At 44.3% G+C, this 26,779-nt stretch carries 28 protein-coding genes; 18 read left to right on the forward strand and 10 right to left on the reverse strand.

What is annotated here, in order from left to right; genetic code table 11:
• Nucleotides 1-3: 3 nt before the first annotated feature.
• Entirely contained in the window at nucleotides 4-918 is a 915-nt protein-coding gene (locus BS617_RS02820; RefSeq protein ID WP_075171388.1) for an HprK-related kinase A, read from the forward strand.
• Nucleotides 905-2,002: a nucleotidyltransferase domain-containing protein gene (locus BS617_RS02825; protein WP_075171389.1), complete on the forward strand. Its 1,098-nt coding sequence runs from the start codon at nucleotides 905-907 to the stop codon at nucleotides 2,000-2,002. Before BS617_RS02820 ends, BS617_RS02825 begins: the two co-directional genes overlap by 14 nt.
• Here the strand turns inward: BS617_RS02825 and BS617_RS02830 are convergent.
• Together BS617_RS02830 and BS617_RS02835 are read right to left on the reverse strand one after the other, a co-directional pair.
• Nucleotides 1,994-2,740 (reverse strand): GAF domain-containing protein, encoded by a 747-nt coding sequence (locus BS617_RS02830; protein WP_075171390.1) that lies wholly within the window; start codon nucleotides 2,738-2,740, stop codon nucleotides 1,994-1,996. The two genes, BS617_RS02825 and BS617_RS02830, sit on opposite strands and share 9 nt — an antisense overlap.
• A 34-nt stretch (nucleotides 2,741-2,774) precedes the next feature.
• Nucleotides 2,775-3,623, reverse strand: coding sequence for an ExeA family protein (locus BS617_RS02835; protein ID WP_075171391.1), 849 nt, complete (start codon nucleotides 3,621-3,623; stop codon nucleotides 2,775-2,777).
• Nucleotides 3,624-3,919: 296 nt separating this feature from the next.
• On the opposite strand from BS617_RS02835, the gene BS617_RS02840 reads away from it, so the two are divergent.
• Both BS617_RS02840 and BS617_RS02845 read left to right on the forward strand, forming a co-directional pair.
• On the forward strand, nucleotides 3,920-5,335 hold the full coding sequence (locus BS617_RS02840; protein WP_075171392.1) for an ExeA family protein: 1,416 nt from the start codon (nucleotides 3,920-3,922) through the stop codon (nucleotides 5,333-5,335).
• 66 nt (nucleotides 5,336-5,401) lie between these two features.
• Complete coding sequence (locus tag BS617_RS02845; RefSeq protein ID WP_083609912.1) at nucleotides 5,402-6,301, forward strand: D-alanyl-D-alanine carboxypeptidase family protein; 900 nt, start codon at nucleotides 5,402-5,404, stop codon at nucleotides 6,299-6,301.
• Here BS617_RS02845 and BS617_RS02850 read toward each other — a convergent pair.
• From BS617_RS02850 to BS617_RS02860, 3 genes are read right to left on the reverse strand one after another with little or no spacing between them, the layout of a single operon-like run.
• Nucleotides 6,298-7,569, reverse strand: a complete 1,272-nt coding sequence (locus BS617_RS02850; RefSeq protein ID WP_075171394.1) for a sensor histidine kinase — start codon at nucleotides 7,567-7,569, stop codon at nucleotides 6,298-6,300. The genes BS617_RS02845 and BS617_RS02850 overlap by 4 nt on opposite strands.
• Nucleotides 7,553-8,239, reverse strand: coding sequence for a response regulator transcription factor (locus BS617_RS02855; protein ID WP_075171395.1), 687 nt, complete (start codon nucleotides 8,237-8,239; stop codon nucleotides 7,553-7,555). The genes BS617_RS02850 and BS617_RS02855 overlap by 17 nt, the downstream gene beginning before the upstream one ends.
• A 53-nt stretch (nucleotides 8,240-8,292) precedes the next feature.
• A complete protein-coding gene (locus tag BS617_RS02860; RefSeq protein ID WP_075171396.1) occupies nucleotides 8,293-9,492 on the reverse strand; it encodes a multidrug effflux MFS transporter in 1,200 nt (399 codons plus the stop codon).
• A gap of 217 nt (nucleotides 9,493-9,709) precedes the next feature.
• Between BS617_RS02860 and BS617_RS02865 the strand changes: the two genes are divergently transcribed.
• The gene (locus BS617_RS02865) at nucleotides 9,710-10,360 is read left to right on the forward strand and encodes a TetR/AcrR family transcriptional regulator (protein ID WP_083609913.1); all 651 of its coding nucleotides are present in this window, start codon (nucleotides 9,710-9,712) and stop codon (nucleotides 10,358-10,360) included.
• 74 nt (nucleotides 10,361-10,434) lie between these two features.
• On the opposite strand, the gene BS617_RS02870 is transcribed toward BS617_RS02865, so the two are convergent.
• Nucleotides 10,435-11,868 (reverse strand): glycoside hydrolase family 32 protein, encoded by a 1,434-nt coding sequence (locus tag BS617_RS02870; RefSeq protein WP_075171398.1) that lies wholly within the window; start codon nucleotides 11,866-11,868, stop codon nucleotides 10,435-10,437.
• Between the two features lie 144 nt (nucleotides 11,869-12,012).
• On the opposite strand from BS617_RS02870, the gene BS617_RS02875 reads away from it, so the two are divergent.
• The 9 genes from BS617_RS02875 (at nucleotide 12,013) to BS617_RS02915 (ending at nucleotide 20,642) form a co-directional block, all read left to right on the forward strand.
• Nucleotides 12,013-13,059 carry a LacI family DNA-binding transcriptional regulator gene (locus BS617_RS02875; RefSeq protein WP_075171399.1) on the forward strand — a complete coding sequence of 349 codons (1,047 nt, stop codon included), beginning with the start codon at nucleotides 12,013-12,015 and terminating at the stop codon, nucleotides 13,057-13,059.
• 110 nt (nucleotides 13,060-13,169) lie between these two features.
• On the forward strand, nucleotides 13,170-14,432 hold the full coding sequence (locus BS617_RS02880; RefSeq protein ID WP_075171400.1) for a sugar ABC transporter substrate-binding protein: 1,263 nt from the start codon (nucleotides 13,170-13,172) through the stop codon (nucleotides 14,430-14,432).
• A gap of 75 nt (nucleotides 14,433-14,507) precedes the next feature.
• Nucleotides 14,508-15,590, forward strand: coding sequence for a carbohydrate ABC transporter permease (locus tag BS617_RS02885; RefSeq protein ID WP_075171401.1), 1,083 nt, complete (start codon nucleotides 14,508-14,510; stop codon nucleotides 15,588-15,590).
• The gene (locus BS617_RS02890; protein ID WP_075171402.1) at nucleotides 15,590-16,468 is read left to right on the forward strand and encodes a carbohydrate ABC transporter permease; all 879 of its coding nucleotides are present in this window, start codon (nucleotides 15,590-15,592) and stop codon (nucleotides 16,466-16,468) included. Before BS617_RS02885 ends, BS617_RS02890 begins: the two co-directional genes overlap by 1 nt.
• A gap of 63 nt (nucleotides 16,469-16,531) precedes the next feature.
• Entirely contained in the window at nucleotides 16,532-17,599 is a 1,068-nt protein-coding gene (locus tag BS617_RS02895) for an ABC transporter ATP-binding protein (RefSeq protein WP_075171403.1), read from the forward strand.
• A 187-nt stretch (nucleotides 17,600-17,786) separates the two neighbouring features.
• Nucleotides 17,787-18,365 (forward strand): anthranilate synthase component II, encoded by a 579-nt coding sequence (locus BS617_RS02900; RefSeq protein ID WP_075171404.1) that lies wholly within the window; start codon nucleotides 17,787-17,789, stop codon nucleotides 18,363-18,365.
• Nucleotides 18,366-18,382: 17 nt separating this feature from the next.
• On the forward strand, nucleotides 18,383-19,405 hold the full coding sequence (gene trpD / locus BS617_RS02905) for an anthranilate phosphoribosyltransferase (protein WP_075171405.1): 1,023 nt from the start codon (nucleotides 18,383-18,385) through the stop codon (nucleotides 19,403-19,405).
• 3 nt (nucleotides 19,406-19,408) lie between these two features.
• Entirely contained in the window at nucleotides 19,409-20,218 is an 810-nt protein-coding gene (gene trpC, locus BS617_RS02910; RefSeq protein WP_075171406.1) for an indole-3-glycerol phosphate synthase TrpC, read from the forward strand.
• A 16-nt stretch (nucleotides 20,219-20,234) separates the two neighbouring features.
• Nucleotides 20,235-20,642 carry an OsmC family protein gene (locus BS617_RS02915; protein WP_075173409.1) on the forward strand — a complete coding sequence of 136 codons (408 nt, stop codon included), beginning with the start codon at nucleotides 20,235-20,237 and terminating at the stop codon, nucleotides 20,640-20,642.
• A gap of 34 nt (nucleotides 20,643-20,676) precedes the next feature.
• Here the strand turns inward: BS617_RS02915 and BS617_RS02920 are convergent, their stop codons facing one another.
• Entirely contained in the window at nucleotides 20,677-21,021 is a 345-nt protein-coding gene (locus BS617_RS02920) for a DUF4124 domain-containing protein (RefSeq protein WP_075171407.1), read from the reverse strand.
• A gap of 188 nt (nucleotides 21,022-21,209) precedes the next feature.
• On the opposite strand from BS617_RS02920, the gene rpsF reads away from it, so the two are divergent.
• The 4 genes from rpsF (at nucleotide 21,210) to dnaB (ending at nucleotide 24,075) form a co-directional block, all read left to right on the forward strand.
• Entirely contained in the window at nucleotides 21,210-21,629 is a 420-nt protein-coding gene (gene rpsF / locus BS617_RS02925; protein WP_075171408.1) for a 30S ribosomal protein S6, read from the forward strand.
• Nucleotides 21,630-21,649: 20 nt separating this feature from the next.
• The gene (gene rpsR, locus BS617_RS02930; RefSeq protein ID WP_075171409.1) at nucleotides 21,650-21,877 is read left to right on the forward strand and encodes a 30S ribosomal protein S18; all 228 of its coding nucleotides are present in this window, start codon (nucleotides 21,650-21,652) and stop codon (nucleotides 21,875-21,877) included.
• A 125-nt stretch (nucleotides 21,878-22,002) separates the two neighbouring features.
• Nucleotides 22,003-22,452, forward strand: a complete 450-nt coding sequence (rplI, locus tag BS617_RS02935) for a 50S ribosomal protein L9 (RefSeq protein ID WP_075171410.1) — start codon at nucleotides 22,003-22,005, stop codon at nucleotides 22,450-22,452.
• Nucleotides 22,453-22,686: 234 nt separating this feature from the next.
• Nucleotides 22,687-24,075 carry a replicative DNA helicase gene (dnaB, locus tag BS617_RS02940; protein ID WP_075171411.1) on the forward strand — a complete coding sequence of 463 codons (1,389 nt, stop codon included), beginning with the start codon at nucleotides 22,687-22,689 and terminating at the stop codon, nucleotides 24,073-24,075.
• 95 nt (nucleotides 24,076-24,170) lie between these two features.
• Here dnaB and BS617_RS02945 read toward each other — a convergent pair whose 3' ends face one another.
• From BS617_RS02945 to tsaA, 3 genes are all read right to left on the reverse strand, one after another.
• The gene (locus BS617_RS02945) at nucleotides 24,171-24,602 is read right to left on the reverse strand and encodes an acyl-CoA thioesterase (RefSeq protein ID WP_075171412.1); all 432 of its coding nucleotides are present in this window, start codon (nucleotides 24,600-24,602) and stop codon (nucleotides 24,171-24,173) included.
• 101 nt (nucleotides 24,603-24,703) lie between these two features.
• Entirely contained in the window at nucleotides 24,704-26,026 is a 1,323-nt protein-coding gene (bioA, locus tag BS617_RS02950; protein WP_075171413.1) for an adenosylmethionine--8-amino-7-oxononanoate transaminase, read from the reverse strand.
• A 51-nt stretch (nucleotides 26,027-26,077) separates the two neighbouring features.
• Nucleotides 26,078-26,779, reverse strand: a complete 702-nt coding sequence (gene tsaA / locus BS617_RS02955; protein ID WP_075171414.1) for a tRNA (N6-threonylcarbamoyladenosine(37)-N6)-methyltransferase TrmO — start codon at nucleotides 26,777-26,779, stop codon at nucleotides 26,078-26,080.

The raw sequence follows: 26,779 nt of genomic DNA on the forward strand, positions 1-26,779 counted from the left end.
ATTATGCTTGTCTCAGATTGTAGTCGTGATGATCTAACTCGTTATCTTAAAACGACAGGTGTCGGAATAGAAATCGGTGGTTATTGGTTTCAGATAACATCTTCCATTGATGATGTCAGTGATCATATTATCGATCTTTATTCTGAAGCTCCATGTCAATTACGCCGCACATTTATCGATTTTCCCATTGAGGTGCGTCCAGTATCAGGTTTGAGGCGTTGGTTTAAGCCGCTTGCCGAGTTTGTATTTAACGCCAGTGTGCCGTTTACCCCTTTACCTATTGGTCAGTCCCCTGCTTTACTAGAATGGGGTATAAATTGGTGTATTTCTGCACATGTGCAAACGCATTTAGTATTACATTCTGCGGTTGTCGAGAAAGGAGGGAAGGCACTGATCTTACCTGCGCCTTCTGGATCGGGAAAGAGCACGTTGTGCACTGCACTCGTTGCTCGCGGATGGCGACTTTTGTCAGATGAGCTAACCTTGCTTGATGTCAGTACAGGCCTGGTGAGGCCTTTTACTAAACCTATCAGCTTGAAAAATGAATCTATAGAGGTCATTGAGTCCTTTTGGCCTGATGCGGTGCGGGGCAAACTTTGTACAGATACGCTTAAAGGGTGTGTAACCCATTTTAGACCTCCGGTTGAAAGCATGAGTGAGTCACGCACGTGCGCACAACCGGCTATGGTTATATTTCCACGGTACGATGCGGGGTCTCATGTCTTGATCGAGCCTGTGGATAAAGGGGCAGCTTTTATTGATTTGGTTAACAACGCGTTTAACTATCATGTATTAGGTGAGCAAGGATTCCACACTTTACATCGCTTGCTTAAAAACTCAGATGTTTACGATGTCCAATATAGCTCGCTCGATGCAGTTATTGTTGAGATTGAGAGGTGCCTCTTTGATCCCTCATGATTGCGTTAACTTGTGTCAGCTGCTTAACGGCCGAGCTGCCGGACATCAACTGTCACTGGCTGAGTGGAATACGGTAATTCAGTTAGCGCGCAGTGCTAATGTACTTGGTATTTTGTTTCATCGCTTAGACGCTAGGGATGAGCTATCGAAGATCCCTAGCGTTGTTCAATGGCATTTGTCATCGGCAGCCGTTATCGCTGAAAAATACAGGCGAGATGCCGTCCAAGAAGTTGAACGTCTATGGCCTATTCTTCATGCTTGCGACCAACCCTTGATTTTACTAAAAGGGGCTGCCTATGTGTTAGGTGAGCGAGCGTTTGCTAAAGGACGCACTTTCTCTGATATCGATATACTCGTCCCTAAAGCTAATTTGAGCTATGTAGAATCACAGTTGCAGTGGCTTGGGTGGGGGAGCAGCCATCATTCTGACTATGATCAGCGTTATTACCGAGAGTGGATGCATGAACTCCCGCCATTGGTACATGCTAAGCGGGGCACGGTTTTAGATTTACACCATACTATTTTGCCGCTAACGGCCAGTTTGAAACCTGATGCGGATAAGCTATTGAAAGAAGCGCAAGCTTTTTCCGAGCATGTCAGTACACTTTCGTCTATTGATCAAGTGTTACATACAGCTACTCATCTGTTTATGGATTCTGAGTTTGATCATGCTTTTCGCGATCTATTAGATTTTGATGGTTTGATGCGGGAGCTAAAGCCTGATGATGACCTTCTAGATCAGATCATTGGGCGTGCGGTCAGCTTGGATTTGTTGCCCCCTTTGTATTATGCAATGCGTTACAGCCGACTACTGTTTGAAACCCCGATACCTGATTCAGCAATGCTTAGGGTTAGTGAGGCTTGGACACCGAAGTTAGGTACCACGATAATGGATTGGTTGTTTATTCCAGTATTATTGCCGCCCCATACAATGTACCAATCAAGCCTGCGAGCTTATTGTGCTAACAAACTATTATTCATACGTGGTCATGCCTTGCGCATGCCGGCGCATTTATTAATCAGACATTTGTCATTTAAAGCATTTGTTGCTCCGTTTATTAAAGAGAAAAAGCCATCAAGCTGACTTGTGCTCGGATGGATCGTTGCCAATTTCTCCGTTGAGTAGTCCAATCATCTCTGTTGCAGCAGTAATGATGTGATCAGAGCCAATCCCCATTTGTTTTAATTCATGATAAAAGCCTTTTGCTAATATTTTCACGACCTTTTCAGGGTTGCCTGTAAAGTCTTTCACAGGAGAAGTGCTGTTCGCTTGTTCTCTCTCTAAGGCGGCCATAGCAAAGCGCGAATGAAAAATGGCTTCTAAATGAAGGAGCTGAATAGACTTTGCTAGATACAAACTAAGAATCGTTGCGGTCTGTAGGTCGTTATCGGAAAAGGTTCGTTGGTCAATCGGTTTGCTAATGTTGATGACCCCCATAACTTTGTCATCAAAACGAATAGGCAGTGTAATAAAACCGCCTTTATGTGTTGCGCCTTCGGCAAAACTGCTTTTAAGAATATCGGCTACCAGCAGGGCTTTACCTGTTCTAATGACATGTTCAGCTATCCCCGTTGCTGATTTGGGGCTGGTAAATGCACTTTCTGGTATATCACCAGAGTGGGCGTGAAGTCTAAGAGGCAGTTTGCCTGTCGATGGGTCTGCATTGTCTTTTAAGAACATCAAAGAACAGTTAGATACGTGAAGCGTTGAAGCAACTAATAACGCGAGTTCATGTAAGGAGTTATCGATGCTTTGGTTGTGGTCAATAAAGCGGGTTAAGCTGTCGATATGTTCTTCGAAGTTAGTCAAATGGGTGGTCATACAAGCCCCTCTTTGTGATAGGGAGGGCTTGTTCCTAGCTTTTGATGTGGGGAAGCAGCCCTTCGTTTTTTAGTTCATGAATCACTTTGTGAAAATCAATAAAAGCCAGTTCATGTTTTTTTTCTTGAGTGCCTAATAACAATAGTCGATAAATGATGAGATTGATAATTCTTGGAACGCCACCGCTAAATCGGAATAGGTAGTCACCGGCTTTTTGAGATGGAAGTGTGGGTGGGTTTCCTCCGGCTAAGGCTAAGCGATGGTCAATATAAGCCTGTACCTCTTGACGCTTAAGAGGACCGAGCGATATTCGGTGTAGGATTTTATCTTTAACAATTTGTAAAGATTCCTCAGATAGGCTGTCGTTGATTTGGGGAGTGCCTGACAAAATAAGCTGAAACAAAGGTGACTTTGATAAATTTATACTCATTAATAAGCCAAGCTCTCTTAGTGTTTCGCTAGGAAGAGAGTTAACTTCATCTAGGATAAGAATAGGATGAAACCCTTGTTTTCTAAGCCTTTTACAATATAGGCTAATTAGCATTAAATTTTTTGATTTTGTTTTTTCGGGTTTTAAATGTAAGGCGAAAACTATCGTCTCAAATAACTCATCAGAAGATAAATTAAAGCACTGAATAAAAAAGGCTTTTATCTTAGTAAGTGGCAGCTCAGAAAAGTGCTGCAGTAAGATTGTTTTACCTAAGCCAGGCTGAGCATCAATTAATAAGATGCCATCATCGGTGGTGATAAACTGCTGCAGCGTACGTTTGGCATGAATAAAGCTTTGAGTCTGATAGATATAGTGAGGATCAGGAGTTAACCTGAAGGGTGGGGATGAGAACTGATAAAATTCTTCAATTGAAGTTAATGCTGGCGCTGTCATAACTGCGATGAAACCCTAACCTATCCATGGTATAAGTGTTGCTAAACTAAAACATATTTATACTAGTCAGCGTAAGATTGAACTGATAACGTACAATATGTCTAGTATTTCGAGATTACTGTATCCCTTGTGTTGATACAAGTTTCTTGGGTATTCGACAATCTTCATGTCGAGTCAGTGGTTGAATGTGGTAAAGTTGATTTGATAAGAGATCAGGTGTTTTGCTAATACGGGCAAGGCACATAATGGACCTTTTCCCGATAGTTTAGGCGAATTAGTCGTTGATGGAATGACGGATGTACGAAGCTTTTTATGGGCTCAACGAAGAGCCGTTTAGATTAAGTTCAGATTATCGTTTTTGTTACGGACATAAAAGCTATTCCCGTGCAAAGGCTTATATGCAATACGCCTTTGAACGGGCAGAAGGCTTTGTCATGATTACCGGACAACCAGGGACCGGTAAAACGACTCTTGTAAATGAACTCACCCACACGCTGGATTCTGAAGAACCAGTCAAAATTGCAATGCTAGTGACCACACAAATGGATTCTAGTGATTTGCTCAGAATGGTGGCTTACCATTTTGGTTTAACGGATTTAGGTCAGAGTAAATCAGAGGTCCTTCAGCAGTTAACTAACATGCTCACTCAAAACCACCGTTCTGGAGGCCGAGCACTGCTCATTATTGATGAGGCGCAAGGGTTAACCATCAACTCATTGGAAGAGCTGCGTTTACTGACCAATCTGCAGGTGGACAACACGCCGCTTATTCAAATTTTCTTGTTAGGCCAAGAGGCCTTAAAAAAGCTGATACATCGTCCTGAAATGGAGCAAGTGCATCAACGCTTGGTTGCTACATGCTTTTTAAAGCCTTTGGAACTCGACGAAACCAAAGCATTTGTGCAACATCGTCTTAGAGTAGCTGGTTGGTCAAACCGTCCAGTTATTAGCGAGGCTGTTTACCCTGTTATCCATAAATTTAGCCAAGGTATTCCGCGACGAATTAATCTGATTTGCAGTCGTTTGTTTTTATACGGCAGCATAGAAGAGTTAGAAACTATTCGTTTGGCGGATTCTGAGGTAGTCATCGGGGAGTTGTTGAGTGAGCAGCTCTTAGCTGATGGACTGGTTATTGGCGATGAGTTTAACGCTGTTGATGCATATGAGCCCGAGCCTAATGATGTATCAGAAACAGAAGACGACTTGGCGGAAGTTGATGCGTATCAACCGCCTGTAGAGATGTCGGGTAGCGAAGACTTCGAACTCATCGAAGAATCTTTTCCAGAAAAAAACGCTGCTCAGACACCAGTTAGCGAGCCAGCACCGGACGAGTCGTTTGAAGTAGCAAGTAACCCGTCGTTACCGGAAAGCGAGGTGCCTACATTATCTAAGCCGTTGCCTATCAGCGCGCTAAATAATGAGCTTAAAGAGGCTCCTTCGCAGAACCAGGAAGTAGGGGCAGCTAGTCCAGAGATAAGAACGGCGAAACACTCTGATGCTTTTCGTAGCCGTGAGGCTTCAGAGCACCTATTGACAGATAGTCTGCATTATTCTGAAGAGTATAAAGACAAAGATTATAGTCTTGGTTTAATTTTGTTATCCGTTGTCGCCGTTCTGCTCATTGTTACTATGGTTTTATTTTTGATTAGTCCTGAAGGTTTTGTGGAGCAGGTGTATCGGCTCAAGGGGCTGATTGATGCGCTACTGGCTTAGATTATCTTGTTGTATTTAGCCTACAAAAGCCCGAGTAGAATGAGTGTAAGACGTTAAAAGGATCTAATGATGTCTCGATGGATTGGGGTTTTTTCTTTTTTAGCTGGGATGGCGTCTTTGTGGCTCACCACGAATGCGCATGCTATTACCCCCTATATAATAATCGATGCTGATAGCGGGGCTGTGATGCAGGAGTCGAAGGCGGATGTGCCGTGGTATCCTGCTTCGCTCACTAAATTAATGACGCTGTATGTGACTTTTGAGCAATTAAGTAAAAAAAAACTTTCCCTTGCGTCAGAAATGACTACATCGCTTAAAGCCTCCCAGCAACCTAATAAAAAGTTAGGGCTTGAAAAGGGAGAGGTCATATCAGTTGAAAAAGCAATCTATGCGCTGTCTACTATTTCGGCTAATGATGCCGCTGTTGTATTGGCCGAGCATATAGCAGGCTCAGAAAAAAAGTTTGCACGTCTTATGAATAAGACCGCTAAAGCTGTCGGAATGCAGGATACGGTGTTTCGTAACGCAAGTGGCCTGCCAGACGCTAAACAACAAACGACCGCACGAGATATGGCTATATTAGCGCAAGCTATTATTAAGAATTATCCTCAGTATTATCATGTATTTGCTAATCGCGCGTTAACTCATAACGGTGAAGAGTTGCTCTCGCATAATGCTTTTCTATACCAATACCAAGGCGCTGAAGGATTTAAAACAGGGTATACCTGCGGTTCGGGGTATAATCTTGTTGCATCAGCAAAACAAGGGGATGTCCGTTTAATTTCAGTGGTGCTGGGTGCTGAAACCCCCCAAAAGCGTTTACAGCTAACTACGCAATTATTGAATGAAGGGTTTGAGCTAACACCCGATGCTCCTGGGCTTATGTTAGTGGCTTTTAGAAGAAGCGTACCATTGTCAGCCGAACCTGAGTATGTCATTGAGCGACCAGGCTGCGCGCAATTTTAAGGTGAAGAGAAGGTGACTTCCACCGTATATTGTCCCTTTTGTTTTTGGGCATCGTAGGGCCAACCAAACTTGTGTGTTAAGCGTTGTGTGAGTTGTAACCCTAAGCCAAAACCTAAGTCATCACCTTGATCTTCGGTTGTTAAATTATTTGAAATAATCAGTGTGTGTCCTGATTGTTTAATGTGAATATCCCCGTCCCATGTATGCTGAAAAGCGTTACGAATTAAATTGCCAATCACAATGCGAGTAGCAATTTCTGGTAGATGAGCGGTGGTGCCGTCTGTATAGAGTGAAATGCTGACGGGTTTGTTTTTAAGTAAGTATTCCATATCTTGCGCCAACGAATTGACGGTGTCGCCTAAGCGAAAGGAGTTAGCAGGAAGTTCGCTCAAGTCGTCCTTGTTCAACCAGAGTAAGGTTTCCGTTAAATGTTTCATGGTTAGGCTTGCGCGATCGATACGGTCGACCATTGGCAAATAGGGACGAGTATTGTCGGAAGACTTCGATTCTAATTTTCTGAACAGCTCGATATTGCTGCGAATAACACTAATTGGGGTTCTGAGTTCGTGGCTGGTATGTCGTAAGAACTGATGTTCTCGCTCTACGGCATTATGAACGGTTTGTATGCTCTCTCGAATTAAATAAGCCATCTCATTAAGTTCCGGATATTTAAATTCTGGAATGGCTGAATTTAGGTTTTTTGTTTCTTTCATGGATTGAGCCCACACCCACAAAGAATTGATTGGGCGGGTTACTTGGCGGTTGAGTAGCCAAATAATTAAGCCAATTAGGGCTAAAGCAGTGATGCCAAAGATGAATAATATCTGTTTTGCTTGGCCCGCATTATGTTTTACTAATGACGATGCTTCTGATTTTGCCAGAGTATGGACTATCCAAATGGGGTCTTGTTGTTGGTTGTAATGCATAGCAAAAACAATATTCTTTGGTGCTCCAAACCAGTTCCCGCCATCAAATTTCTCTAGTGTATTCCACGTTTGTGGTGGAGGGTGTTGGGTAATATTTAGTGGGAAATCTTCCCAGTTTCGAGCAATTAAAAAATCGTTTGACGTGATGTACCCATATTCAGGAATCACTAATTGATTTTCATGCAGTTTAATAAGCTCCTTCTCCATATAGGCACTGGTTAATGTATCAAGGCCGCGTATAAAGAAATGAGCACTGAGAATCGAATAGGCTAGTGCCAAGGTAGCAACCAATAACATAACCGAAAGAGTGAGGAGTAGTTTTAGGCTAAGCTTTTTTTTCATTGGTCGGTACTTTTATGGCGAACCCTTGCCCTTGAATGGTATGTATTAATGGCTGGTTAAAGGGCGTATCAACTGCTTTTCTAAGGTTGAAAAGGTGAACTTTTAAGCTGTTGCTATCAGGCGTTTCATCACCCCAAATGCTGCTTTCCAGCATATCACGGCTGATCGTATTGGGTGATGCTCTCATGAGGAGTTCTAGAATTTTCCAGCCTATCGGCGATAGTCTAAGCGCTTGTCCGGAACGAGTAGCTGTTTTTTCATTTAAATTAAGGATTAGGTCTGCGCAACTTAATTTCTGGACTTGTCCGCTTCGACGGCGTGAAAGCGCTTCTATTCGGACAACCAGCTCTTCCATTTCGAACGGTTTTACCAAGTAATCGTCTGTACCTGCGTCAAACCCCGCTAGTTTATCGCTCAGCTGGTCTCGTGCGGTTAGCATTAATATGGGAGTGTCATTGCCGTCTTTGCGTAGGGCGCTACACACACTAAGCCCATCCATACGCGGCAGATTAAGATCTAAAAGCACGACATCAAAATGATGGTTGTTCAGTAAGTGTAAGCCGGCCACGCCATTGCTGGCGTGGTCGCATTGTATTTGTTCAAGGGCTAAATACTGAACAACCGTTTCTGCTAAATCTAAATCATCTTCTATTAGTAATGTGTTTAGCATTATGGCTCCGCATTTAGATATAAACTTCTGCTGTAAGCATAGCCAAAATTCAGTTAAGAGGCGGTTAATGGCTCTTTAGTACCGCGTTGTAGTAGTGTGCGAAGCGTAATGCCCGTGAGAGCGCAACCTAAAAGTACGACCGCCATAGGCAATGGGGTTCCATCGCCAAAAATACCTACTAATGAACCGGTAACAGCACCGGTGGTAAATCCACAGGCTCCTGATAAGGCCGTGGCAGTTGCGCTATTGGTAGGGAAAAACTCAATCATACTCGACATGCCGTTGCTCATTATAAAGCCGTGGCAGCTTAATATAAGCATCATAAGCGCTGCGAAAATATATGACGATAAGTCATTAAATAGGATGACATATAAGAACAATATAGCAGTCGCTACGCACTGGGCGAGTTGTCCGAATGTTAATAAGGAATGCGGTGAGGTCTTACGCAAAAGCCTATTATTGATACGATTAGCGGCAATAAGAGCCAGTATGTTAACGCCAAAATATATGGGGTAAATTGTCTCAGGTAGCTTAAAAAACTCCATATACACTGACGGGGAGCCGGTGATAAAGGCAAATAAAGCGCCTTGTGCCGACGCTAAGCTGAAGACATAGGCGAGTGCTTGACGGTGGCTAATAACCATCCAATAGCGTTTGATAATGCTAATTTTTTGGCTGTGTCTAACGCGTGTCTCAGGCATTTTAAAATAGAATAAAGTGATTAAAAGCAGAGCATAAGCCAACAGAAAAACAAAAATAGCTCGCCAGCCACTGAATTTTAGAATTAAGGTTCCGATAACGGGAGCAAGCAAAGGGGCTAGCATTAAAATGAGCGCCATATTTGATAGGTTGCGAGCGCTTTCCCTCCCGCTGCTCATGTCTCTGATAATTGCGTTGGAGTTAACGACCGCAATACCTCCGCCAATAGCTTGAACAAATCGAGCAAGCCAAAGCATTTCTACTGATTGAATAAAGCAAATACCCAGAGAGCCTATGAAAAAAATACTTAGGCCGGTAAACGTGGCCTTTCGTCGTCCAAAATGATCTGAAAAAGGCCCACCAATTAGTTGGCCTAAACCAAAGCCACCGAGAAATATACTAATTGATAACTCAACGGCATGGATGTTCGAGCCGATTGAGTCGGCAATAGTTGGAATGGCTGGTAAATAAGCATCAATCGCCAGCGGGGCCATGCCTGTTAAGCTAGCCAAAATAAAAATAAGCCCGGGAATATGAGAAGGAGTGGTGTGCATAAAACCTCGGTTTGGGTGTAAATAATAAAAGCGTGAAACTGAATATAAACAGTAAGGCTAGGCGTTATTTGGTATTGGAGTTAAAGGTTTTAAAATTATAGTGTAATGTACATTACATTTTGGTTGATATCTATCGTAAACAATCAACAGATTGTTGTTAAAGAGGGTGTACAATTATTGTCGAATGCATTTTTCGATGAGCTAACAACAATAATCAATGATGAATAATACTCGAATGAGAGATGACAGTACCGTTGCAATAGGTCTAACGCCTAAAGGGCAAGAGCGTCAACGTAAAATACTAGAAGCGGCTAGAGATGTGTTTTTGGAACAGGGATTCGAGCGCGCGAGTATTCACCAGATCATGCAGCGTGCTGGTGGGTCGATTAGCACTTTGTATCGGTTATATGGTAACAAGCTGGGCTTGTTTGAAGCAATGATAATGCAATCGACCAGTGACTTATTTCCTATCACAGATGAATCGGATATTTGGACCGATAATGTTGAGGAATCCTTGCTGCAGTTTGGGCAGGTGTTGCTTGAGGTGCTAGGCCAGACAGAAGCTCGCTCTATTCGTCGTATTGCTTTATCGGTGAGTAGTGCCGATAGTGAAGCTATACGTAAAGTATTTTATGAACAAGGACCTCGACGTGTTCAGCGGCTGCTTGCCGCTTATTTAACTCGTCAAAAGTTGTTGGGTAAGGTAAATGTCGTGGATGTGGATATTGCTTCGGCTCAGTTTATTGAAATGGTCAAGTCGCCTTGGTACCACAAAGCGGAGTTTGGGTTTCCAATTGAGTCGGGGGAGCCTGAACGATCTTTGCAGCAAGCGGTGGTTATGTTTATGCAAGGAGTGGTCGTTAATTAATAAATAAAGCCATATGCACTTGCGTGCCATATGGCTTTCTCTCGGTATAAGTCAATAATAGCCTTCAAGCGCTATTAAATAGTTACCATTGAGTACGTTGTGTTCAATTGCTCTGTATGTGAGACAAATGAGCTGAACGTTGTATTAGGGAAAACAAGGGAAGTCATTACCCTTTCCCCGTCGAAGAAGAACACTTCGATAATCGACTGGTCGATATAAATGTCTGCACTTAATGTGTCAGTTTCAGCCATTTCTTTGCTTAGATTCGCTACTACCAGTTGGTCATAAAGGTCATGGAAGTGCTCTGGCTTTAAAGCGCTGCGATCTAGGCTGAAGGTTTTAGACGAGCTGTCCCAATTAAAGATGGCCGATTGGCTTGCTCCTGCTTTTACTTCAAAGTTGGCTGAAGACTGGTTTGCATTTGGCAAGTGCACAGATAGCTTATGAACCGTACCCACAGCCGTAGATAATGTTAGAGTATTCTCTGAGGCTGTGCTTGTGTGAGTAAAGTGGTCGCTGACGGCACTGATGGGTTGTTGTGCTAGTGCAATTTCGTTAGCTTTTTTAAGTAAGCTTAATTCTCGAGGCAGTGACATAGTACCGCGCCAGCCGTCATTTGGAATGAGGTTGGCATATGGCCAATGGTTTGCCCATGCTAGCCATATAGGCTTGTCCGATTCAGATTTTGCTTCAAAGAAGCTTTGCGCTGCATAAAAATCATAGCCATCGTCTACTACATTGACTCGGTCGTCTTGGTGCGTTTCTTTAAAGGTGTGTCCATCGAACTCACCAATAAAGTATTGCATAGGGGGAAATGGCTTCTCTTGACTAGATACGCAGCTGATAAACAGTACCCAGTAGGAGGTTCCGTATTGATCTTGTAGCTGCATTAAATCAGGACATTCCCAAACAAGGCTGTCATTGTGTTGATCCTTTCCAAAAACTCCGGCACCTTCCCATGTGAGCAGGTCAAGAGATTTATAAAAATTAACTTGCTGTCCTGCTACTGCGATGAGAATCCAGTGGCCTGATTCCTCGTGGTAAATGACCTTCGGGTCACGGAAATCAGGGATGCCTGGGTTTGTAATAACAGGATTTTTTTCATACTTCTCCCAAGTGAAGCCATTATCCTTACTAAAAGCGATGCATTGTTGCTGCAATGGCCCTAAAGGAGCCTCTCGCTCTAAATGTGAGGTGTAAAAAGCTATAAGGCCTTTGTCGTCATTGAATAAGCCACTCACATTATGCTTATCGTTCACAGCTGAGCCTGAAAAAATAGCGCCCAGTGAGCTATCTGGGTACAAAGCTATATCGTGTTGAGACCACTTGATTAAGTCTGGGCTAGTCGCATGACCCCAATGCATAGGCCCCCACTTGATATCATCCGGGTAATATTGGAAAAAAAGATGGTAGAGGCCTTGATGATAGATGCAGCCATTTGGGTCGTTAATCCAACTGGTTTCAGGAGTAAAGTGGATGCTTGGTCGGTACGGAGCCGGTAGTGTCATTATCAAGGTTCCTTTGAGGCCTTTATTATTAGAAAAAAACGGATGTCTAGTGGCTCAAAATGGGTTGCTGCATTGAAAAAGCCTTGACATCGATGTCATCCTATCTAAAATGACATCGATGTCAAAGTATAAATAGAAAAAAATATGGCAACCATATACGACGTAGCAAAACATGCAGGAGTCTCTCCCAAAACTGTCTCACGGGTGCTAAACCATAGTGAATCAGTAGCGGAATCAACTCGTATAAAAGTTGAAGCGTCCGCTTCTGCTCTGGGTTATGTACGTAATAGCGCGGCAAGTTCAATGCGTTCAAAGCAATCAGGGTTGATAGGCTTGATTACGGGCGCGATCTCTCTAAATACTATGCACTCATCTACCGCTGCGGGTCTGCCAGATATTTTCATTATTCAGGGGATTCAGAAAGTCATCCAGGGCAGCGGAAAAACCTTGCTCATCGCAGACACTGGGGGAGATCGTAGTCGTATTCCAGGCTTAATTCAGACGTTTTTAGAGCATCGTGTCGAAGGAGTGCTCTACGTAGCAGACCACCATCAAAATGTTGAGCTAGACATACCCAAAGAACAAATGAACTTGGTACTCGTCAATTGCTTTGATCAATATAACACGCCTTGTGTGGTACCGGATGACTGCGAAGGGCAATGTAGCGTGGTCAGTAAACTGATCAGTGAAGGGCATACTCGAATAGCGTACATCACATTAAGTGATCATATGGTCGCAACTCAGTTACGAAAAGAAGGTTATAAGAAAGCCTTGGCTGCAGCGAATATTGAGTTTGATGAAAACTTGGTTAGCCCAGGAGAACAAGTACAAAGCCATATTACCGAAAGCTACTTAGAACAGGTCTTGGATAAGCTGTTTGCGCTTCCTTCACCGCCAACGGCAATTTGTTGCGGTAACGATAAGATGGCGTTGGTTTTATATGGAGTGTTGCGCAGTCGAGGTATAGAGGTTCCTCAAGATGTATCAGTGGTCGGTTACGATAACTATCGCGAAATTGCTGAGAGCGTATCGCCCGAATTGTCCACCATGAACCTTCCATATTTTGAAATGGGTCAGTTGGCGGCTGAGCAAATCCTCAAACTAATTAAAGGTGAATCTTTAGGCTCTGAGCTGAAAAAACGTGTAGGTAGTCGTTATGTTTGGCGAAGGTCAACCAAATTAATCCGTTAACAAAATAGCTCGGATAAGCGGAAATTGATTTTTGTAACTTAAATGACATCGATGTCATTTAGATGATCGCATGATCATGGACTATAGGAATGTAAAAAATGAGAATAAAAATGAAAAAAACATTACAAGCAATCTCTTATACATTAATTGCTAGCCCATTTTTAAGCGGTGCTGCTTTAGCTGCTACCGATTTGTCTTTGTGGTACCACGGCGCGGGTAATCCAGCGGAGGCCAAAGTCATTAACCAAATTGTTGCTGATTTCAACGAAAGTCAGACTGATTGGCGTGTTGTGATGCAGAGCTTTCCACAGGAATCTTATAATGATTCGGTAATAGCGTCAGCTTTGGCTGGTAACCTGCCAGATATTCTAGATGTCGATGGCCCAGTGATGCCTAATTGGGCTTGGGCGGGGTACATGCAGCCGCTTTCTATTGATGAAAAGCGAATAGAGGGCTTCTTGCCGGGCACAAAAGGATATTGGGATGGCAAGCTATATTCGATTGGTTTGTGGGATGCAGCTGTTGCGATGGTTACTCGCCGTTCTACATTAGAAAAGCATGACATCCGGATACCCACGTTAGAGCAGCCATGGACTAAAGAAGAGTTTGATCAGATTCTGGCTAAACTTAAAGCAACTGGTGAATACGACTTTCCGTTAGATCTAGGGATGGCATGGAAAGGGGAATGGTACCCGTATGCATTCAGCCCGTTATTGCAAAGTTTTGGCGGTGATATTATTGATCGCACGACCTATGCTTCGTCGGAAGGCGTACTCAATGGAGATGAGGCAATTGCATTTGGCGAGTGGTGGCAGAACTTATTTGCAGAGGGCCTGGCGCCGGGAACGTCTCAAGATGCGGCAGACCGTGATACGGGCTTGGCCGATGGCAAATATGCAATTTCGTGGAATGGCAACTGGGCGGCTTTAAATGCGCTTAAAGCACACGATGATACTCTTTTCTTACCAGCCCCTGATTTTGGTAACGGTCCTAAAATCGGTGCAGCTAGCTGGCAGTTTGGCGTTTCTTCCTCCAGTAAATACCCCGAGGCGGCTTCGCAATTTATTGAATTCGCGCTGCAAGATAAATACTTAACAGCGTTTTCTAACGGCATGGGTCTAATTCCGCCTACGAAAGAAGCCGCAGCGGCCAGTGAGCATTATGCAGACGGCGGCGCTATGGCGGTGTTTTATGAACTATCTGAAAAGCAAGCCGTCGTGCGTCCTGTAACCCCTGGCTATGTTGTGGCAGCTAAAGTATTTGAAAAAGCATTGGCCGACATCGCTGACGGTGCGGATGTTGCTGATACGCTTGATAGTGCCGCTGATGAAATCAGTGATGATGTTCAAAAAAACGCAGGCTACGGCCACTAAGTAATAAAGCCTGCGAAAGCAGGCTTCTCTCGTCTGATATTTGGCTACATAAAGCCGCTATGAATGGAAAAGCACATGGCTAATCAAGGCTCCCGCTTAACTCGTCAAAACCTACATGGGTGGCTGTTTGCCCTCCCAGGTTTTGGTTTGATGGTGATGTTTGTTGTCATCCCTTTTATTTTTGCGATCGTTTTCTCGCTAACAAATCAGCGTTTAATTTCTCCTAACCCTACTGAATTCATAGGTGTAGAAAATTATTCAAACCTTTTAGGATTAGGCGGATTAGTCATTGAGCCTATAAAGGACGATGAAGGCCGCTGGGTGCTTGATTCAAAAGGTGAGTACAAATATCCCCGTACCAGAAAGTTCACGCGTAACAATCCTGATCATCCGGATATCCAAGGGATGAAAGAGTGGTTTTCTTGGCAGTGGGATCATAAAAAAGTAGTTGTTCTGGCCAGTGACCCGGTCTTTATGAAAGCGTTGGTTAATACATTAACCTTTGTTGCTGTAGTTGCACCAATCCAGAGTCTCATAGCTTTGTGTCTAGCGCTATTGATCAATCAACGCCTGCGCGGAATTAATATTTTCCGAACTATTTATTTCATGCCCGTGGTAGTTTCTATTGTTGTCGTTTCCCTTCTATGGCGGTTTATATACGACGGTCAAAATGGCCTCTTGAACTCGGTATTAGCGAGTTTGACCTTTAATCATTTCGAACCGGTAGATTGGCTGGGGAATCCCGATACGGCACTGGGCTCAATTATGGTGATGTCTATTTGGCAAGCCGTGGGCTTTCATATGGTGATTTGGCTGTCTGGCCTGCAAACAATCTCCCCAACTTTATACGAAGCCGCAAAAATAGAAGGAGCTTCGTCCTGGCAAACCTTCCGTTATGTGACTTGGCCAGGGCTTCGTAATACGGCCATATTGGTTGGCATTGTTATCACGATGCAAGCGTTTGCTCTATTTGCACAAATTGATGTAATGACAAACGGCGGTCCATTAGATAGTACACAAACGATTGTGTTCCAAGCAGTAGAGCGTGGTTACGGTAAACAAGATATCTCAGGAGGTTCAACCTTGTCTGTCGTGTTGTTCGTTATCGTTTTGTCCATCTCACTTCTGCAACGCTTTCTGACTCGGGAGAAAAACTAATGGCTACACTTGCTGGGGATAACTATCGCCTAAGGTTAGCGCTACGATATGCGGTGCTTATCCTAATCGCTATCATCTTCATTTTTCCATTAATCTTTATGATTGTGTCGTCATTAAAACCTGACGTGCAGCTCTTGCAAGATACATCATCGTTACGGGCTTTTTTACCTGTTGGTGATATCAGTTTTGATAACTATAAAAATGCTTCTGAACGGGCGCCCATTGGCTTGTTCATGTTTAATTCAGTGCTTGTTACGGGGATAACTGTTTTATTAAGCCTGTTCTTTTGCTCATTAGCGGCTTTTTCGTTTACGTTTTTGAGCTGGAGAGGGCGAGAGGTTCAGTTGTCCATCATCATCGCGACGTTGATTATTCCTTTTGAAACGATTGCTATTCCTATGCTCTTGCTGGTGTCTAAGCTTCCTTGGTTATCGATGGATGGTGTTGAGTGGGGGTGGTTAAACAGTTATCACGTTCAGATTATTCCATTTATCGCGGACGGTCTGACTATCTTTTTGTTCGTTCAATATTTCAAAGATCTGCCCAAAGAACTCATTGAAGCGGCGCGTGTAGAAGGGGCAAGTTGGTGGCAAATTTACCGCTCAATCATTATCCCGTTATCAGGCCCTGTGATTGCTACCGCCGCTATTTTGAAGTTCTTGGCCATGTATAACCAATATCTATGGCCAATCATGGTGACACAAGAGGAACAATATCGTCCTGTTTTGGTGGGGTTGCAGTATTTCTTCCAGCTGAACACCGCTTGGGGAGAGGTGATGGCGTACTTGACGTTAATAACTTTGCCAGTATTGGCTTTTTATTTAGTGCTACAGAGGTCCTTTATCGCATCTATAGCATCCACAGGAGTGAAGGGGTAGCGGCAATTGTAGACATAGATCACCTCGCTCCTCTTAGACGTTATTTATAAAGGTTTAGTAGAAATGGCACATGTAAATTTATCCTCAATACAAAAAAGTTATGGGTCGGCTAACGTCATTAAAGGCGTTGATATTGAAATTAATGACGGTGAATTCGTTGTGTTTGTTGGGCCATCTGGATGTGGAAAATCGACACTCTTACGCATGATAGCGGGTCTGGAAACCATATCCGGCGGTGAATTGTCGATCGACGGCAATGTGGTTAACAATTTAGAGCCTAAGGACCGTGGCATAGCTATGGTTTTCCAGTCATATGCGATTTTTCCGCATATGACAGTGGGAGAAAACGTAGGCTTTGGTTTAAAGATTTCTGGAGTCGATGCGAAAGAAACAGAGCAGCGGGTTAATGAAGCAGCTGAAATTTTAAAAATGAAGCATTTGCTTCACCGTCGGCCTAGTCAGCTGTCGGGTGGGCAGCGCCAGCGTGTTGCCATTGGGCGAGCTATTGTTCGCCATCCAAAAGTGTTTCTTTTTGATGAGCCTTTATCAAATTTAGATGCGTCACTGCGAATGGATATGCGAATGGAAATAGCAAAACTCCATAAGCAGTTGGGTGCCACTATGATCTATGTGACGCATGATCAGGTTGAGGCAATGACATTGGCCGATAAAATCGTTGTGCTCAAAGATGGATTAGTCCAGCAAGTCGGAGCACCGATGGAGCTATTTCACAACCCAGCTAATCGCTTTGTAGCTAGCTTTTTGGGTTCACCTTCAATGAACTTTATTCCAGTGCAGGTGGCAGATGTTAAAGACGATGCTGTTCTTGTAGAGTCGGATGAATTAAGCCCGGTTTGGATTCCGTCCAGAGGAAAATCGTACACAAAAGGACAAAACGTAGAGCTTGGTATTCGCCCTCAATATATTGAGCCGCACCACGAGCGTCATGCTAATTCGTTCAGCGGGCATATTGTATTGACCGAGCGCCTAGGTACTGAAACCGTTTTGGAAATTAAGCTGCTCAACGGGCAAAGTGTTATCGCTTGTGTCAGCCAAGACGAAGTTTTTGATATAGGTGAGGAAGCGAGTTTAAGCTTCGATCCAGAGCGTGTGCATATTTTTGCCGAGTAAGTAGTCTTGGTAGACTTATTCAAAAAGCCCCTGTTCTAGGGGCTTTTTTGTGGGGGCTTGTATGATAGCTGAGGGTGCGCCAAACTTAGCCTGATAGTTCTGTATCATAATGTAAGTAAAAGGCTTTATACATTATTGGGAAACAGCATTATTAGAGAAAATGAAAACCTGTTTAGAGTGTTGACGTATGCTGCTGATGATCGATAATTTTGACTCTTTTACTTTTAATATCGCGCATTATTTATCAGAACTGGGTGCCGATGTCAGGGTACAACGCAACAACGAGCTAACTTTAGACGATGTTGAGCGGCTAGCTCCCTCTCATCTAGTTATTTCCCCTGGCCCTTGTACCCCTGACGACGCAGGTATTTCTCTTGCAGCTATCGAATATTTTGCCGGCAAAATTCCGATTTTAGGTGTCTGTTTAGGTCATCAGAGCATTGGACAAGTATTTGGTGGTAAGATAATTCGCGCACGCCAAGTTATGCATGGGAAAAACTCACCCATCTTTCATCGAAATTCGGGAGTGTTTGCGGGGTTGCCAAACCCAGTGGATGTTACGCGTTATCATTCGCTGGTGGTTGATAAAACCTGTTTGCCTGACTGTCTAGAAATAACGGCTTGGACTCAAAAGGATAATGGCGAGCTGGATGAAATCATGGGGTTTCGTCATCGCACGCTTGATGTAGAAGGCGTGCAGTTTCACCCCGAGGCCGTCTTAACGCAAGAAGGCCATGCTGTTTTTAAAAATTTTTTAACGCGCTGATGTTAGACGGAGCAACAATGGATATAAAACAGGCTTTAGCTCACGTAGCTGAGCGTGAACATTTAACAACAGAACAAATGGCTTCTGTTATGCGTCAGATTATGTCTGGGCAAGCGACGGATGCGCAGATAGGCGCACTATTAATGGGCCTTCGTATGAAGGGTGAGACGGTTGATGAAATTACAGCCGCTGCCAGCGTGATGCGAGAACTTGCTTTACCGGTGGAGATTACGGCTAAAGATGCGGTCGATATAGTGGGCACTGGCGGTGACGGCGCAAACTTGTTCAACGTCTCGTCGGCTTGCTCATTTGTAGTGGCGGCAGCGGGAGGCACTGTAGCTAAACATGGGAACCGTTCAGTCTCATCGAGCTCTGGGTCGGCTGATTTATTAGAAGCCAGTGGTGTTAACCTGTCACTGCAAGCCTCGCAAATAGCGCAGTGTATTAATCAGGTAAGTGTTGGTTTTATGTTTGCGCCGCAGCACCACAGTGCCATGAAATACGCGATAGGTCCACGTAAAGAAATGGCCATGCGCACTCTCTTTAATGTGTTAGGGCCGCTTACCAATCCCGCCGGTGTTCGACATTATCTACTGGGTGTTTTTGATAGATCTTTATGCAAACCATTGGCTGAGGCGCTCAAAAACCTGGGAGCTGTTCATGCAATGGTGGTGCATGCGGCTGAAGGTCTTGATGAAATTTCGTTAGCCGGAAATACCTATGTAGCTGAATTAAAAGATAATGAAGTTACTGAGTATACTTTAACGCCTGAAATGGCCGGGTTATCGGCGCAAAGTTTGGACGGTCTACAGGTGGGTAGTACAGAAGAAAGCCTTTCGTTAATTAATGCCGCTTTTTCTGGGCAACATGAAAAAGCCATGTCAATGATAGCGTTGAATGCAGGCGCTGCCTTGTATGTAGCTGATAAAGTCGATTCAATTAAAGCCGGTGTCGCTCTGGCACTTGATACAATGAAGCAAGGCAGTGCTGCGAAAAAAATGGCAGAGCTAGCTGAGTTTAGCCAAGGTTTAAACGAGTAAACTATGTCTGAAGTTCCAACGATTTTAAAAACGATTATTAAACGCAAGTATGAAGAAGTTGAAGAACGCAGTGCCAACGTTACTTTAGGTGCGTTAGAACAACGTATAAAACAACAAATGGGAACAGATTTTGATCCCCGAGGCTTTACCGAAAGTATCGCCTTTTCGATTGTTGGTCGCCATTGCGCCGTGATAGCAGAGGTAAAAAAAGCCAGCCCCTCAAAAGGTATTTTACGCGAGCATTTTGAGCCTGCAGCCATCGCTAAGTCATATCAGCGTGGTGGTGCTAGTTGCCTGTCAGTATTAACGGATGCTGACTTCTTTCAAGGGCATGAAGATTATTTGATGCAAGCACGAGCTGCCTGTTCAATGCCTATCATTCGTAAAGATTTTATAGTCGATCCCTATCAAGTTTTTGAAGCACGTGCGATAGGGGCAGATTGTATTTTGCTCATAGCAGCCTCTCTTGAAGATGCTCAAATGGCGGAGCTGAATCAGGTTGCTAAAAAGCTGGGTATGGATGTGTTAGTAGAGGTGCATAATGGCGAAGAGTTAGAGCGTGCTTTGCATCTTGATAACCGTCTAATTGGTATCAATAACCGTGATTTGCACACATTTGATGTGAGTTTGAACACGACTATTGAGCTGTTAAAGGATATCCCTGAAAGTCGGATAGTCGTGACGGAAAGCGGCATTATTACCCGTGAAGATGTGCAGTTAATGCATGAGCATAATGTCCACACCTTCCTGGTCGGCGAGACGTTTATGCGAGCTGATGACCCAGGTGAAAAATTAAAAGCGCTATTTGATTGAGGTAGTTATTGTGACAATGACAACAAAAGTAGAGTGGGATGGCGATGTGCGCTTTAATGCCACTACGGGTACAGGTTTTAATATTACAGTTGACGGTGATCAAAAAGCAGGGCCGCGCCCTATGGAATTGCTGTTGGCGGGTCTTGGTGGCTGCACCAGCTATGACGTGGTAAGTATCCTTAAAAAGTCACGTCAGGATGTTGAAAGCTGCGTAGCTGAAATATCGGCTGAACGTTCCGACGCCGTACCCGCTGTATTTACGGATATTCATGTTAAGTTTGTCGTAACAGGCCGTAACTTAAAAGAAAAAATGGTTGAGCGAGCGGTAAAGCTATCAGCTGAAGAGTATTGCTCTGCCTCTATTATGTTAGAAAAGGGTGGAGTTAATATTACCCACAGCTTTGAAATTATCGCTATTGATTAAATGGTCGACAATTTTACGTTAAAAAGCCCTGTTTTCAGGGCTTTTTTGATGGATCGTCGTTTGGCTTCTTGCGAGCAGTTGGGGGTTGTGGGTTGAGCTTCGTTCCCTTGTTCATGGCAGATGCCTGTTGTTGCCCAGTCTCATTAATAATTTCACCACTGCGAGGCGGTGGGGTTTCCACGGCAGCAGGTTTCGGTGGCGTTGCTACTTTATATTCTGAGCGCTTAGCGTTGGGGCCGCAGGGAAGGCCGCTGAAGGATTTGCTCCCGTCGGCATTAGTGCAGGTATAGACTATGTCGTGTTTGACTGTATCCGCAACGCTCGTGTTGGTCGTGCCAAATGCGAATACGACAAGTGCACATAATAGAGGGTATTGCATTCAGTGTGGCTCCTTCATCAAAGATTCCTCTAAGAGTAGAACAAGGTGTCGATTGGTGAAAGAGTTGATTGCAAACAATTATAGTAATCTGTAAAATGCCGCACTCTTTTGAGAAATACTATTAACCTCCTTGCTTTCGCTCCCTTATTATTTAGCGGTTCGAAGGCTACAACCCGTAAGGAGCTAAAATGCGTCATTACGAAATCGTATTCATGGTTCATCCGAACCAAAGTGAACAGGTACCAGCAATGGTTGAGCGTTACACCAGCGTTATCGAAGGTGCTAACGGTACAATCCATCGTCTAGAAGACTGGGGTCGTCGTCAACTTGCTTACCCTATTAACAACGCCCACAAAGCACACTACATTCTTATGAACATCGAATGTTCACAAGAAACGTTGGATGAGCTAGAAAACATGTTCCGCTACAACGATGCTGTATTGCGTAACATGATGATCCGTCGTAAAGAAGCGATCACTGAAGTATCTCCAATCAAAGCGTCTGAAGCCCGTGAAGAGCGTAAGCCTCGTCGTGAAGATTCTCCTCGTCAGGAAGAAAAAACTGAAGAAGAGAAGCCAGAAGCTGCTGCTACTGAAGCTGCTGAATAATTTAAATAGGAGATATAAAGATGGCTCGTTTTTTCCGTCGTCGCAAGTTTTGTCGTTTCACAGCTGAAAACGTAGTAGAGATTGATTACAAAGATCTTGAAGTACTAAAAGGCTATGTAAGCGAAACTGGTAAGATCGTACCAAGCCGTATCACTGGTACAAAAGCTCGTTACCAGCGTCAATTGGCAACAGCTATCAAGCGTGCACGTTTTATTGCATTGCTGCCTTACACTGACAGCCACCTGTAAGTGTAAAGTGCCTGTTTCGACAGGCTGATGAGTGAATACGGGGTTAGTAAGCAGACTTTATAACTCTGTTTATTAGCCAAGATTTATTACTGCAGTTGAGCTGCAGACCCAAAGAGGTTTACGAGATGGAAGTTATCCTGCTCGAGAAAATTGGTAAACTGGGTTCATTAGGCGATCAAGTGTCTGTGAAAGCTGGTTTTGGTCGTAACTACCTGATCCCAACAGGTAAAGCTGTTCCTGCAACAGCTGATAACGTCACTAAATTCGAAGCACGTCGTGCTGAATTAGAAAAAGCGGCTGCTGAAGCACTAACAGCTGCTCAAGCACGTGCTGAAGCACTGAATGGCTTCAACGTTACTATCGCTTCTAAAGCGGGTGACGAAGGTAAGTTGTTCGGTTCTATCGGTACTCGCGATATTGCTGACGCTATCGTTGCTGCGGGTCAAGACGTTGCTAAAAGCGAAGTTCGTTTACCAGAAGGCGCTTTGCGTCATACTGGCGAATTCGAAGTTGCTCTTCAGTTACACGCTGAAGTTACAACGACTATCACTGTGACAGTTGTTTCAGAAAGCTAATTTCTGAGTAACGTTTCAGTACTAAAAAGCACGCCGTAGAAAACTACGCCGTGCTTTTTTGCGTTTACAGCCCATGATTTTATTCTGGGTATTTGGTTATCTGGTGTACAGTTTGTACAGTGTTAATCGCATAGTTAACGGATGGTATCGAGCCGTTGCGTGTTGCTCGTACAACGTGTGATAGCTGTGTGAGTAGTATCGGTCATAAATTGAGTTGAAGAGGTTGGTATCACCATGGATTACGCTGATATGCAAGATGATGAGGTAGCGCAGATAAAGATAGCGCCTCACTCAATAGAGGCAGAGCAATCAGTCCTGGGTGGTTTGATGCTGGATAACAATACGTGGGATACAGCATCCGAAATTTTGATGGAAGATCATTTCTATCGCCATGATCATCGAATGATCTTTCGGGTCATGCAAAAGCTGGTTAACAATCAACAGCCGATCGATGTGGTTACGCTATCTGAAGAGCTGGATCGAACCGGCGAGCTAGATAAAGCGGGCGGCTTAGATTACCTCGTTGATTTGGCTAAAAATACGCCTAGTGCTTCTAACATCCGTGCGTACTCTGAAATTGTGCGTGACCGCGCATTGCTTCGCCAAATGATTAGTGTTTCGCAAGAAATTTCCGACAGTGCTTTTTTTACAGAAGGGCGAGCCTCGGAAGAAATCTTAAACGATGCGGAACAAAAGATCTTTCAGATAGCAGAAAGCCGGCCCAATCAAGGTGGCCCTGAGCCCATCAATCCATTGCTTAAAAAAGCGGTGGATCGCATCGACTTCTTATTTAACAACAGTGATGAGCTTACCGGTGTAACAACCGGTTTTGATAATCTAAACGACAGAACGGCTGGGCTTCAGCCTTCGGATCTTATTATAGTGGCCGCTCGTCCATCCATGGGTAAGACGACTTTTGCCATGAACTTGGTTGAAAATGCCCTGATGGGCACTAATAAACCGGTTGTGGTATTCAGTTTGGAAATGCCGGCCGATCAATTGATTACACGTATGCTGTCATCTATGGGTCGTATTGACCAAACAAAGATCCGAACAGGTCAGCTAGATGAAGATGATTGGCCAAAGTTAACCACGGCCGTCAACATGCTGCGTGATAAGCCGTTGTTCATTGATGATACTTCGGGTATCAGCCCGAATGAAATGCGGACTCGAGTAAGGCGTATAGTGCGTGAACATGGGGCCGTTTCCATGATCATGATCGATTACCTGCAATTGATGCAAATTAAAACGGGTAAGGCAAATGCGAGTCGAGCAGAAGAGATTTCTGAAATTTCACGATCATTAAAAGCACTAGCTAAAGAGATGGAATGCCCTGTAGTTGCGCTTTCGCAGCTTAACCGTAGTTTGGAGAACCGGCCTAATAAGCGCCCGGTTAACTCAGACTTGCGGGAGTCCGGTGCGATAGAGCAGGATGCCGACGTTATTATGTTTATCTATCGAGATGAAGTTTATAACGAAGACTCAGAGGATAAAGGTATAGCAGAAATTATTATTGGTAAGCAGCGTAACGGCCCCATTGGTACGTCAAAGCTAGCCTTCATTGGTAAGTATTCCCGTTTTGAAAATTTAGCGCCGGGTACCTATACCGACTACGATGAGTAGCTGCGGAGCCAGTGATTAACAGTCGATAGTTACAGTTTTTGGCTGTTTGAGCACTGGCTGCCTTCCTTCGAAAAACTACATTGTATGAACGCTTATTAGGTATCTTTTTGCATGGAGGCTCTAAAGCCATCAGGCATGGGGACTACTTTTCTGGCTTCGTAATCAAAAAATACGACGCCGGTTTTGGCAATAGCCAGCTCTTCAGCGGTTTTCTTATTGGACAACAAATAAAAAATATCGCAGCCGTATTTATTAAAGTCACCTACTGCTACATCTATCTGTATAAGATCACCATAAAAGCCTTCAGAGCGATAAACGATGGCTGAGTCTGTCATTATTAGCCCGCGTCCGTCGATGTTTTGCTCGGTATAGTGATAGTTGTTCAGAAAGCGAACGCGCGCTTCATGAATCATCGATAAGACAGCGTCGTTACCTAAATGGCCGCCATAGTTAATGTCACTGATGCGAATGGGAAGCACCGTTGAAAAAATAAAGTGTTCTGGCATTTCAAGTTTTATACGCGCCATAGTGAACTCCTTTTAAGCAAAATCGACAATCAATTACAGTAGTCAGTTGATCACGACATCCAGTTTTGGTTCGGATGCGGTGTCTTAAAGACTAGCCTATTCTAATCAGTCTCGTATTGATCTAAGTACTGCTTAACCACTCGAACAAGCCCAAGCGTCAGTGCGTCGAGTGAATCATTATCTATCACATAAGGCGGCATTATGTACACGAGCTTACCAAACGGGCGTACCCAGATCCCTTCATCTACCAGCATTTTTTGAATCCGCTGGGCATTAACGGGTTCAGTTAGCTCGATGACACCTATTGCGCCTAAACAACGAACATCAGCCACACCTTTTATCGATTTTGCCGGTGCTAAATTTTGAGTTAATTGCGTCTCTATGCGCTTAATATTGGACTTCCAGTCACTGTTTAGCAGTAATTCAAGACTTTTATTGGCAATGGAGCAGGCTAGAGGGTTACCCATAAATGTGGGGCCATGCATAAAGCAGCCAGCTCCGCCAGAAGAAATCATTTCTGCAATGGCTGATGTGGTAAGGGTGGCCGCTAGTGTCATGTAGCCGCCTGTAATAGCTTTACCTAAACAAAGAATATCCGGTGTGATTCCCGCATGGTCGCAGGCAAAGAGCTCACCTGTGCGACCAAAACCGGTAGCAATCTCATCGGCGATTAATAAGAGTCCGTATTGATCACATAGTGCGCGTGCTCGCTTGAGGTATTCAGGGGAGTAGAAGCGCATTCCGCCTGCGCCTTGCACGATGGGTTCTAGTATAAGTGCTGCTATGTGGTCATGGTGTGTTTCGATGAGCGCCTGTAAAGATAGGATGTCCTGATTATTCCATGGCTTCGAAAAGCCAATTTCTGGACGGTCGGCAAAATAATGCTGTGGTAGGGTTTGGGTAAAAATTTCGTGCATACCGTTCACAGGATCACAAACGGCCATCGCGCCAAAGGTGTCTCCATGATAACCGTTACGTATTGTGATTAATTTGCTTTTCTGAGGCTTTCCTGCAGCGTGCCAGTATTGGATTGCCATCTTGATAGCAACTTCCACAGCAACAGATCCCGAGTCCGCTAAAAATACCTTCTGTAGAGGCTCGGCAGTCATTTCAACTAAGGTGCGGCATAGTTCAATGGCAGGTTCGTGTGTTAAGCCACCAAACATGACGTGCGCCATAGTATCGATTTGTTCATGAGCCGCGGCATTAAGTTCGGGATGCTGGTAACCGTGAATAACTGACCACCACGAAGCCATGCCGTCTATCAGTTCGCGGCCGTCCGATAGCGTTAAGCGAACGCCTTTAGCTGATACAACGGGGTAGGCTGGTGGCGGGTTAATCATCGACGAGTAGGGGTGCCAGATATGTTCTTGATCGTAACGGATTTGCTCGTCGGTGATCGTATCTTTTACAAAACTGCTCATTCGATGTCCTCAGGTATTTCGTGTGGCGTAACGTAAATAGTGCGTATTAGTTTACGCGCAGTGGTCGATGGTGTGTACATAGATTCCCGTGATGTCATCGATAGACCAGCGGATATTGTAATCATGTAATCGTATACCGTAACAACGGTTTGGGTCTCGCTGATAGGCTGGGCGAGGATCGCATCGTAAAATTTCAGTGATTTGTGCTTTTAGAGGGAGTGCTCGAGTACGCTCTATCTCATTCAGCTGTTGTTGTGCTTCGGGCGCAAAACTGACTGCTAGAGTGAGTGGCTGATAATTTTCAGCCAGTGCAAAGTGCGCCTCAGGTAAACAATCGGAATAAGGGACATAAGGCTTTATATCAACAATGGGAGTGCCGTCCATTAAGTCAGCGCCACTGACAAGGAGGCTAACCTGCTGACCGATTATTTCAATGCTATCGAGCGTGACTGCTGATAAACCAATAGGGTTTGGGCGAAAAGGTGAACGCGTTGCAAAAACTCCTCGGCGTTCATTGCCGCCTAATCGAGGCGGGCGTACGGTTGGTTTCCAGCCTTTATCTACGCATTCACTGAATATAAAAACCAACCATACATGACTGCAGCCTTCGAGTCCGCGTACAGCGTCAGGTGACGAATAGGCGGCTTCCAGCACAATACGTGACTGCATGGTGTTAACCAGTCCGGGCTGGCGAGGGATGCCGAACTTTTCTTTAAATCCAGACTGTACGAAGGCAATCGGTTGAATATTCAT

The organism is Neptunomonas phycophila, from assembly GCF_001922575.1.
Classification (GTDB): domain Bacteria; phylum Pseudomonadota; class Gammaproteobacteria; order Pseudomonadales; family Balneatricaceae; genus Neptunomonas; species Neptunomonas phycophila.

Bases quoted from the DNA above. Each gene is read 5' to 3' on its own strand.
- BS617_RS02865 (WP_083609913.1), top strand. From the start codon at position 9,710: ATGATGAATAATACTCGAATGAGAGATGACAGTACCGTTGCAATAGGT.
- rplI (WP_075171410.1), top strand. From the start codon at position 22,003: ATGGAAGTTATCCTGCTCGAGAAAATTGGTAAACTGGGTTCATTAGGC.
- dnaB (WP_075171411.1), top strand. From the start codon at position 22,687: ATGGATTACGCTGATATGCAAGATGATGAGGTAGCGCAGATAAAGATA.
- BS617_RS02890 (WP_075171402.1), top strand. From the start codon at position 15,590: ATGGCTACACTTGCTGGGGATAACTATCGCCTAAGGTTAGCGCTACGA.
- BS617_RS02820 (WP_075171388.1), top strand. From the start codon at position 4: ATGCTTGTCTCAGATTGTAGTCGTGATGATCTAACTCGTTATCTTAAA.
- rpsF (WP_075171408.1), top strand. From the start codon at position 21,210: ATGCGTCATTACGAAATCGTATTCATGGTTCATCCGAACCAAAGTGAA.
- bioA (WP_075171413.1), bottom strand. From the start codon at position 26,026: ATGAGCAGTTTTGTAAAAGATACGATCACCGACGAGCAAATCCGTTAC.
- BS617_RS02945 (WP_075171412.1), bottom strand. From the start codon at position 24,602: ATGGCGCGTATAAAACTTGAAATGCCAGAACACTTTATTTTTTCAACG.
- BS617_RS02855 (WP_075171395.1), bottom strand. From the start codon at position 8,239: ATGCTAAACACATTACTAATAGAAGATGATTTAGATTTAGCAGAAACG.
- BS617_RS02840 (WP_075171392.1), top strand. From the start codon at position 3,920: ATGTACGAAGCTTTTTATGGGCTCAACGAAGAGCCGTTTAGATTAAGT.
- BS617_RS02880 (WP_075171400.1), top strand. From the start codon at position 13,170: ATGAAAAAAACATTACAAGCAATCTCTTATACATTAATTGCTAGCCCA.
- BS617_RS02900 (WP_075171404.1), top strand. From the start codon at position 17,787: ATGCTGCTGATGATCGATAATTTTGACTCTTTTACTTTTAATATCGCG.
- BS617_RS02915 (WP_075173409.1), top strand. From the start codon at position 20,235: ATGACAACAAAAGTAGAGTGGGATGGCGATGTGCGCTTTAATGCCACT.
- BS617_RS02870 (WP_075171398.1), bottom strand. From the start codon at position 11,868: ATGACACTACCGGCTCCGTACCGACCAAGCATCCACTTTACTCCTGAA.
- BS617_RS02875 (WP_075171399.1), top strand. From the start codon at position 12,013: ATGGCAACCATATACGACGTAGCAAAACATGCAGGAGTCTCTCCCAAA.
- BS617_RS02885 (WP_075171401.1), top strand. From the start codon at position 14,508: ATGGCTAATCAAGGCTCCCGCTTAACTCGTCAAAACCTACATGGGTGG.
- BS617_RS02850 (WP_075171394.1), bottom strand. From the start codon at position 7,569: ATGAAAAAAAAGCTTAGCCTAAAACTACTCCTCACTCTTTCGGTTATG.
- BS617_RS02830 (WP_075171390.1), bottom strand. From the start codon at position 2,740: ATGACCACCCATTTGACTAACTTCGAAGAACATATCGACAGCTTAACC.
- BS617_RS02895 (WP_075171403.1), top strand. From the start codon at position 16,532: ATGGCACATGTAAATTTATCCTCAATACAAAAAAGTTATGGGTCGGCT.
- BS617_RS02835 (WP_075171391.1), bottom strand. From the start codon at position 3,623: ATGACAGCGCCAGCATTAACTTCAATTGAAGAATTTTATCAGTTCTCA.
- BS617_RS02920 (WP_075171407.1), bottom strand. From the start codon at position 21,021: ATGCAATACCCTCTATTATGTGCACTTGTCGTATTCGCATTTGGCACG.
- tsaA (WP_075171414.1), bottom strand. From the start codon at position 26,779: ATGAATATTCAACCGATTGCCTTCGTACAGTCTGGATTTAAAGAAAAG.
- rpsR (WP_075171409.1), top strand. From the start codon at position 21,650: ATGGCTCGTTTTTTCCGTCGTCGCAAGTTTTGTCGTTTCACAGCTGAA.
- BS617_RS02860 (WP_075171396.1), bottom strand. From the start codon at position 9,492: ATGCACACCACTCCTTCTCATATTCCCGGGCTTATTTTTATTTTGGCT.
- trpC (WP_075171406.1), top strand. From the start codon at position 19,409: ATGTCTGAAGTTCCAACGATTTTAAAAACGATTATTAAACGCAAGTAT.
- BS617_RS02845 (WP_083609912.1), top strand. From the start codon at position 5,402: ATGATGTCTCGATGGATTGGGGTTTTTTCTTTTTTAGCTGGGATGGCG.
- trpD (WP_075171405.1), top strand. From the start codon at position 18,383: ATGGATATAAAACAGGCTTTAGCTCACGTAGCTGAGCGTGAACATTTA.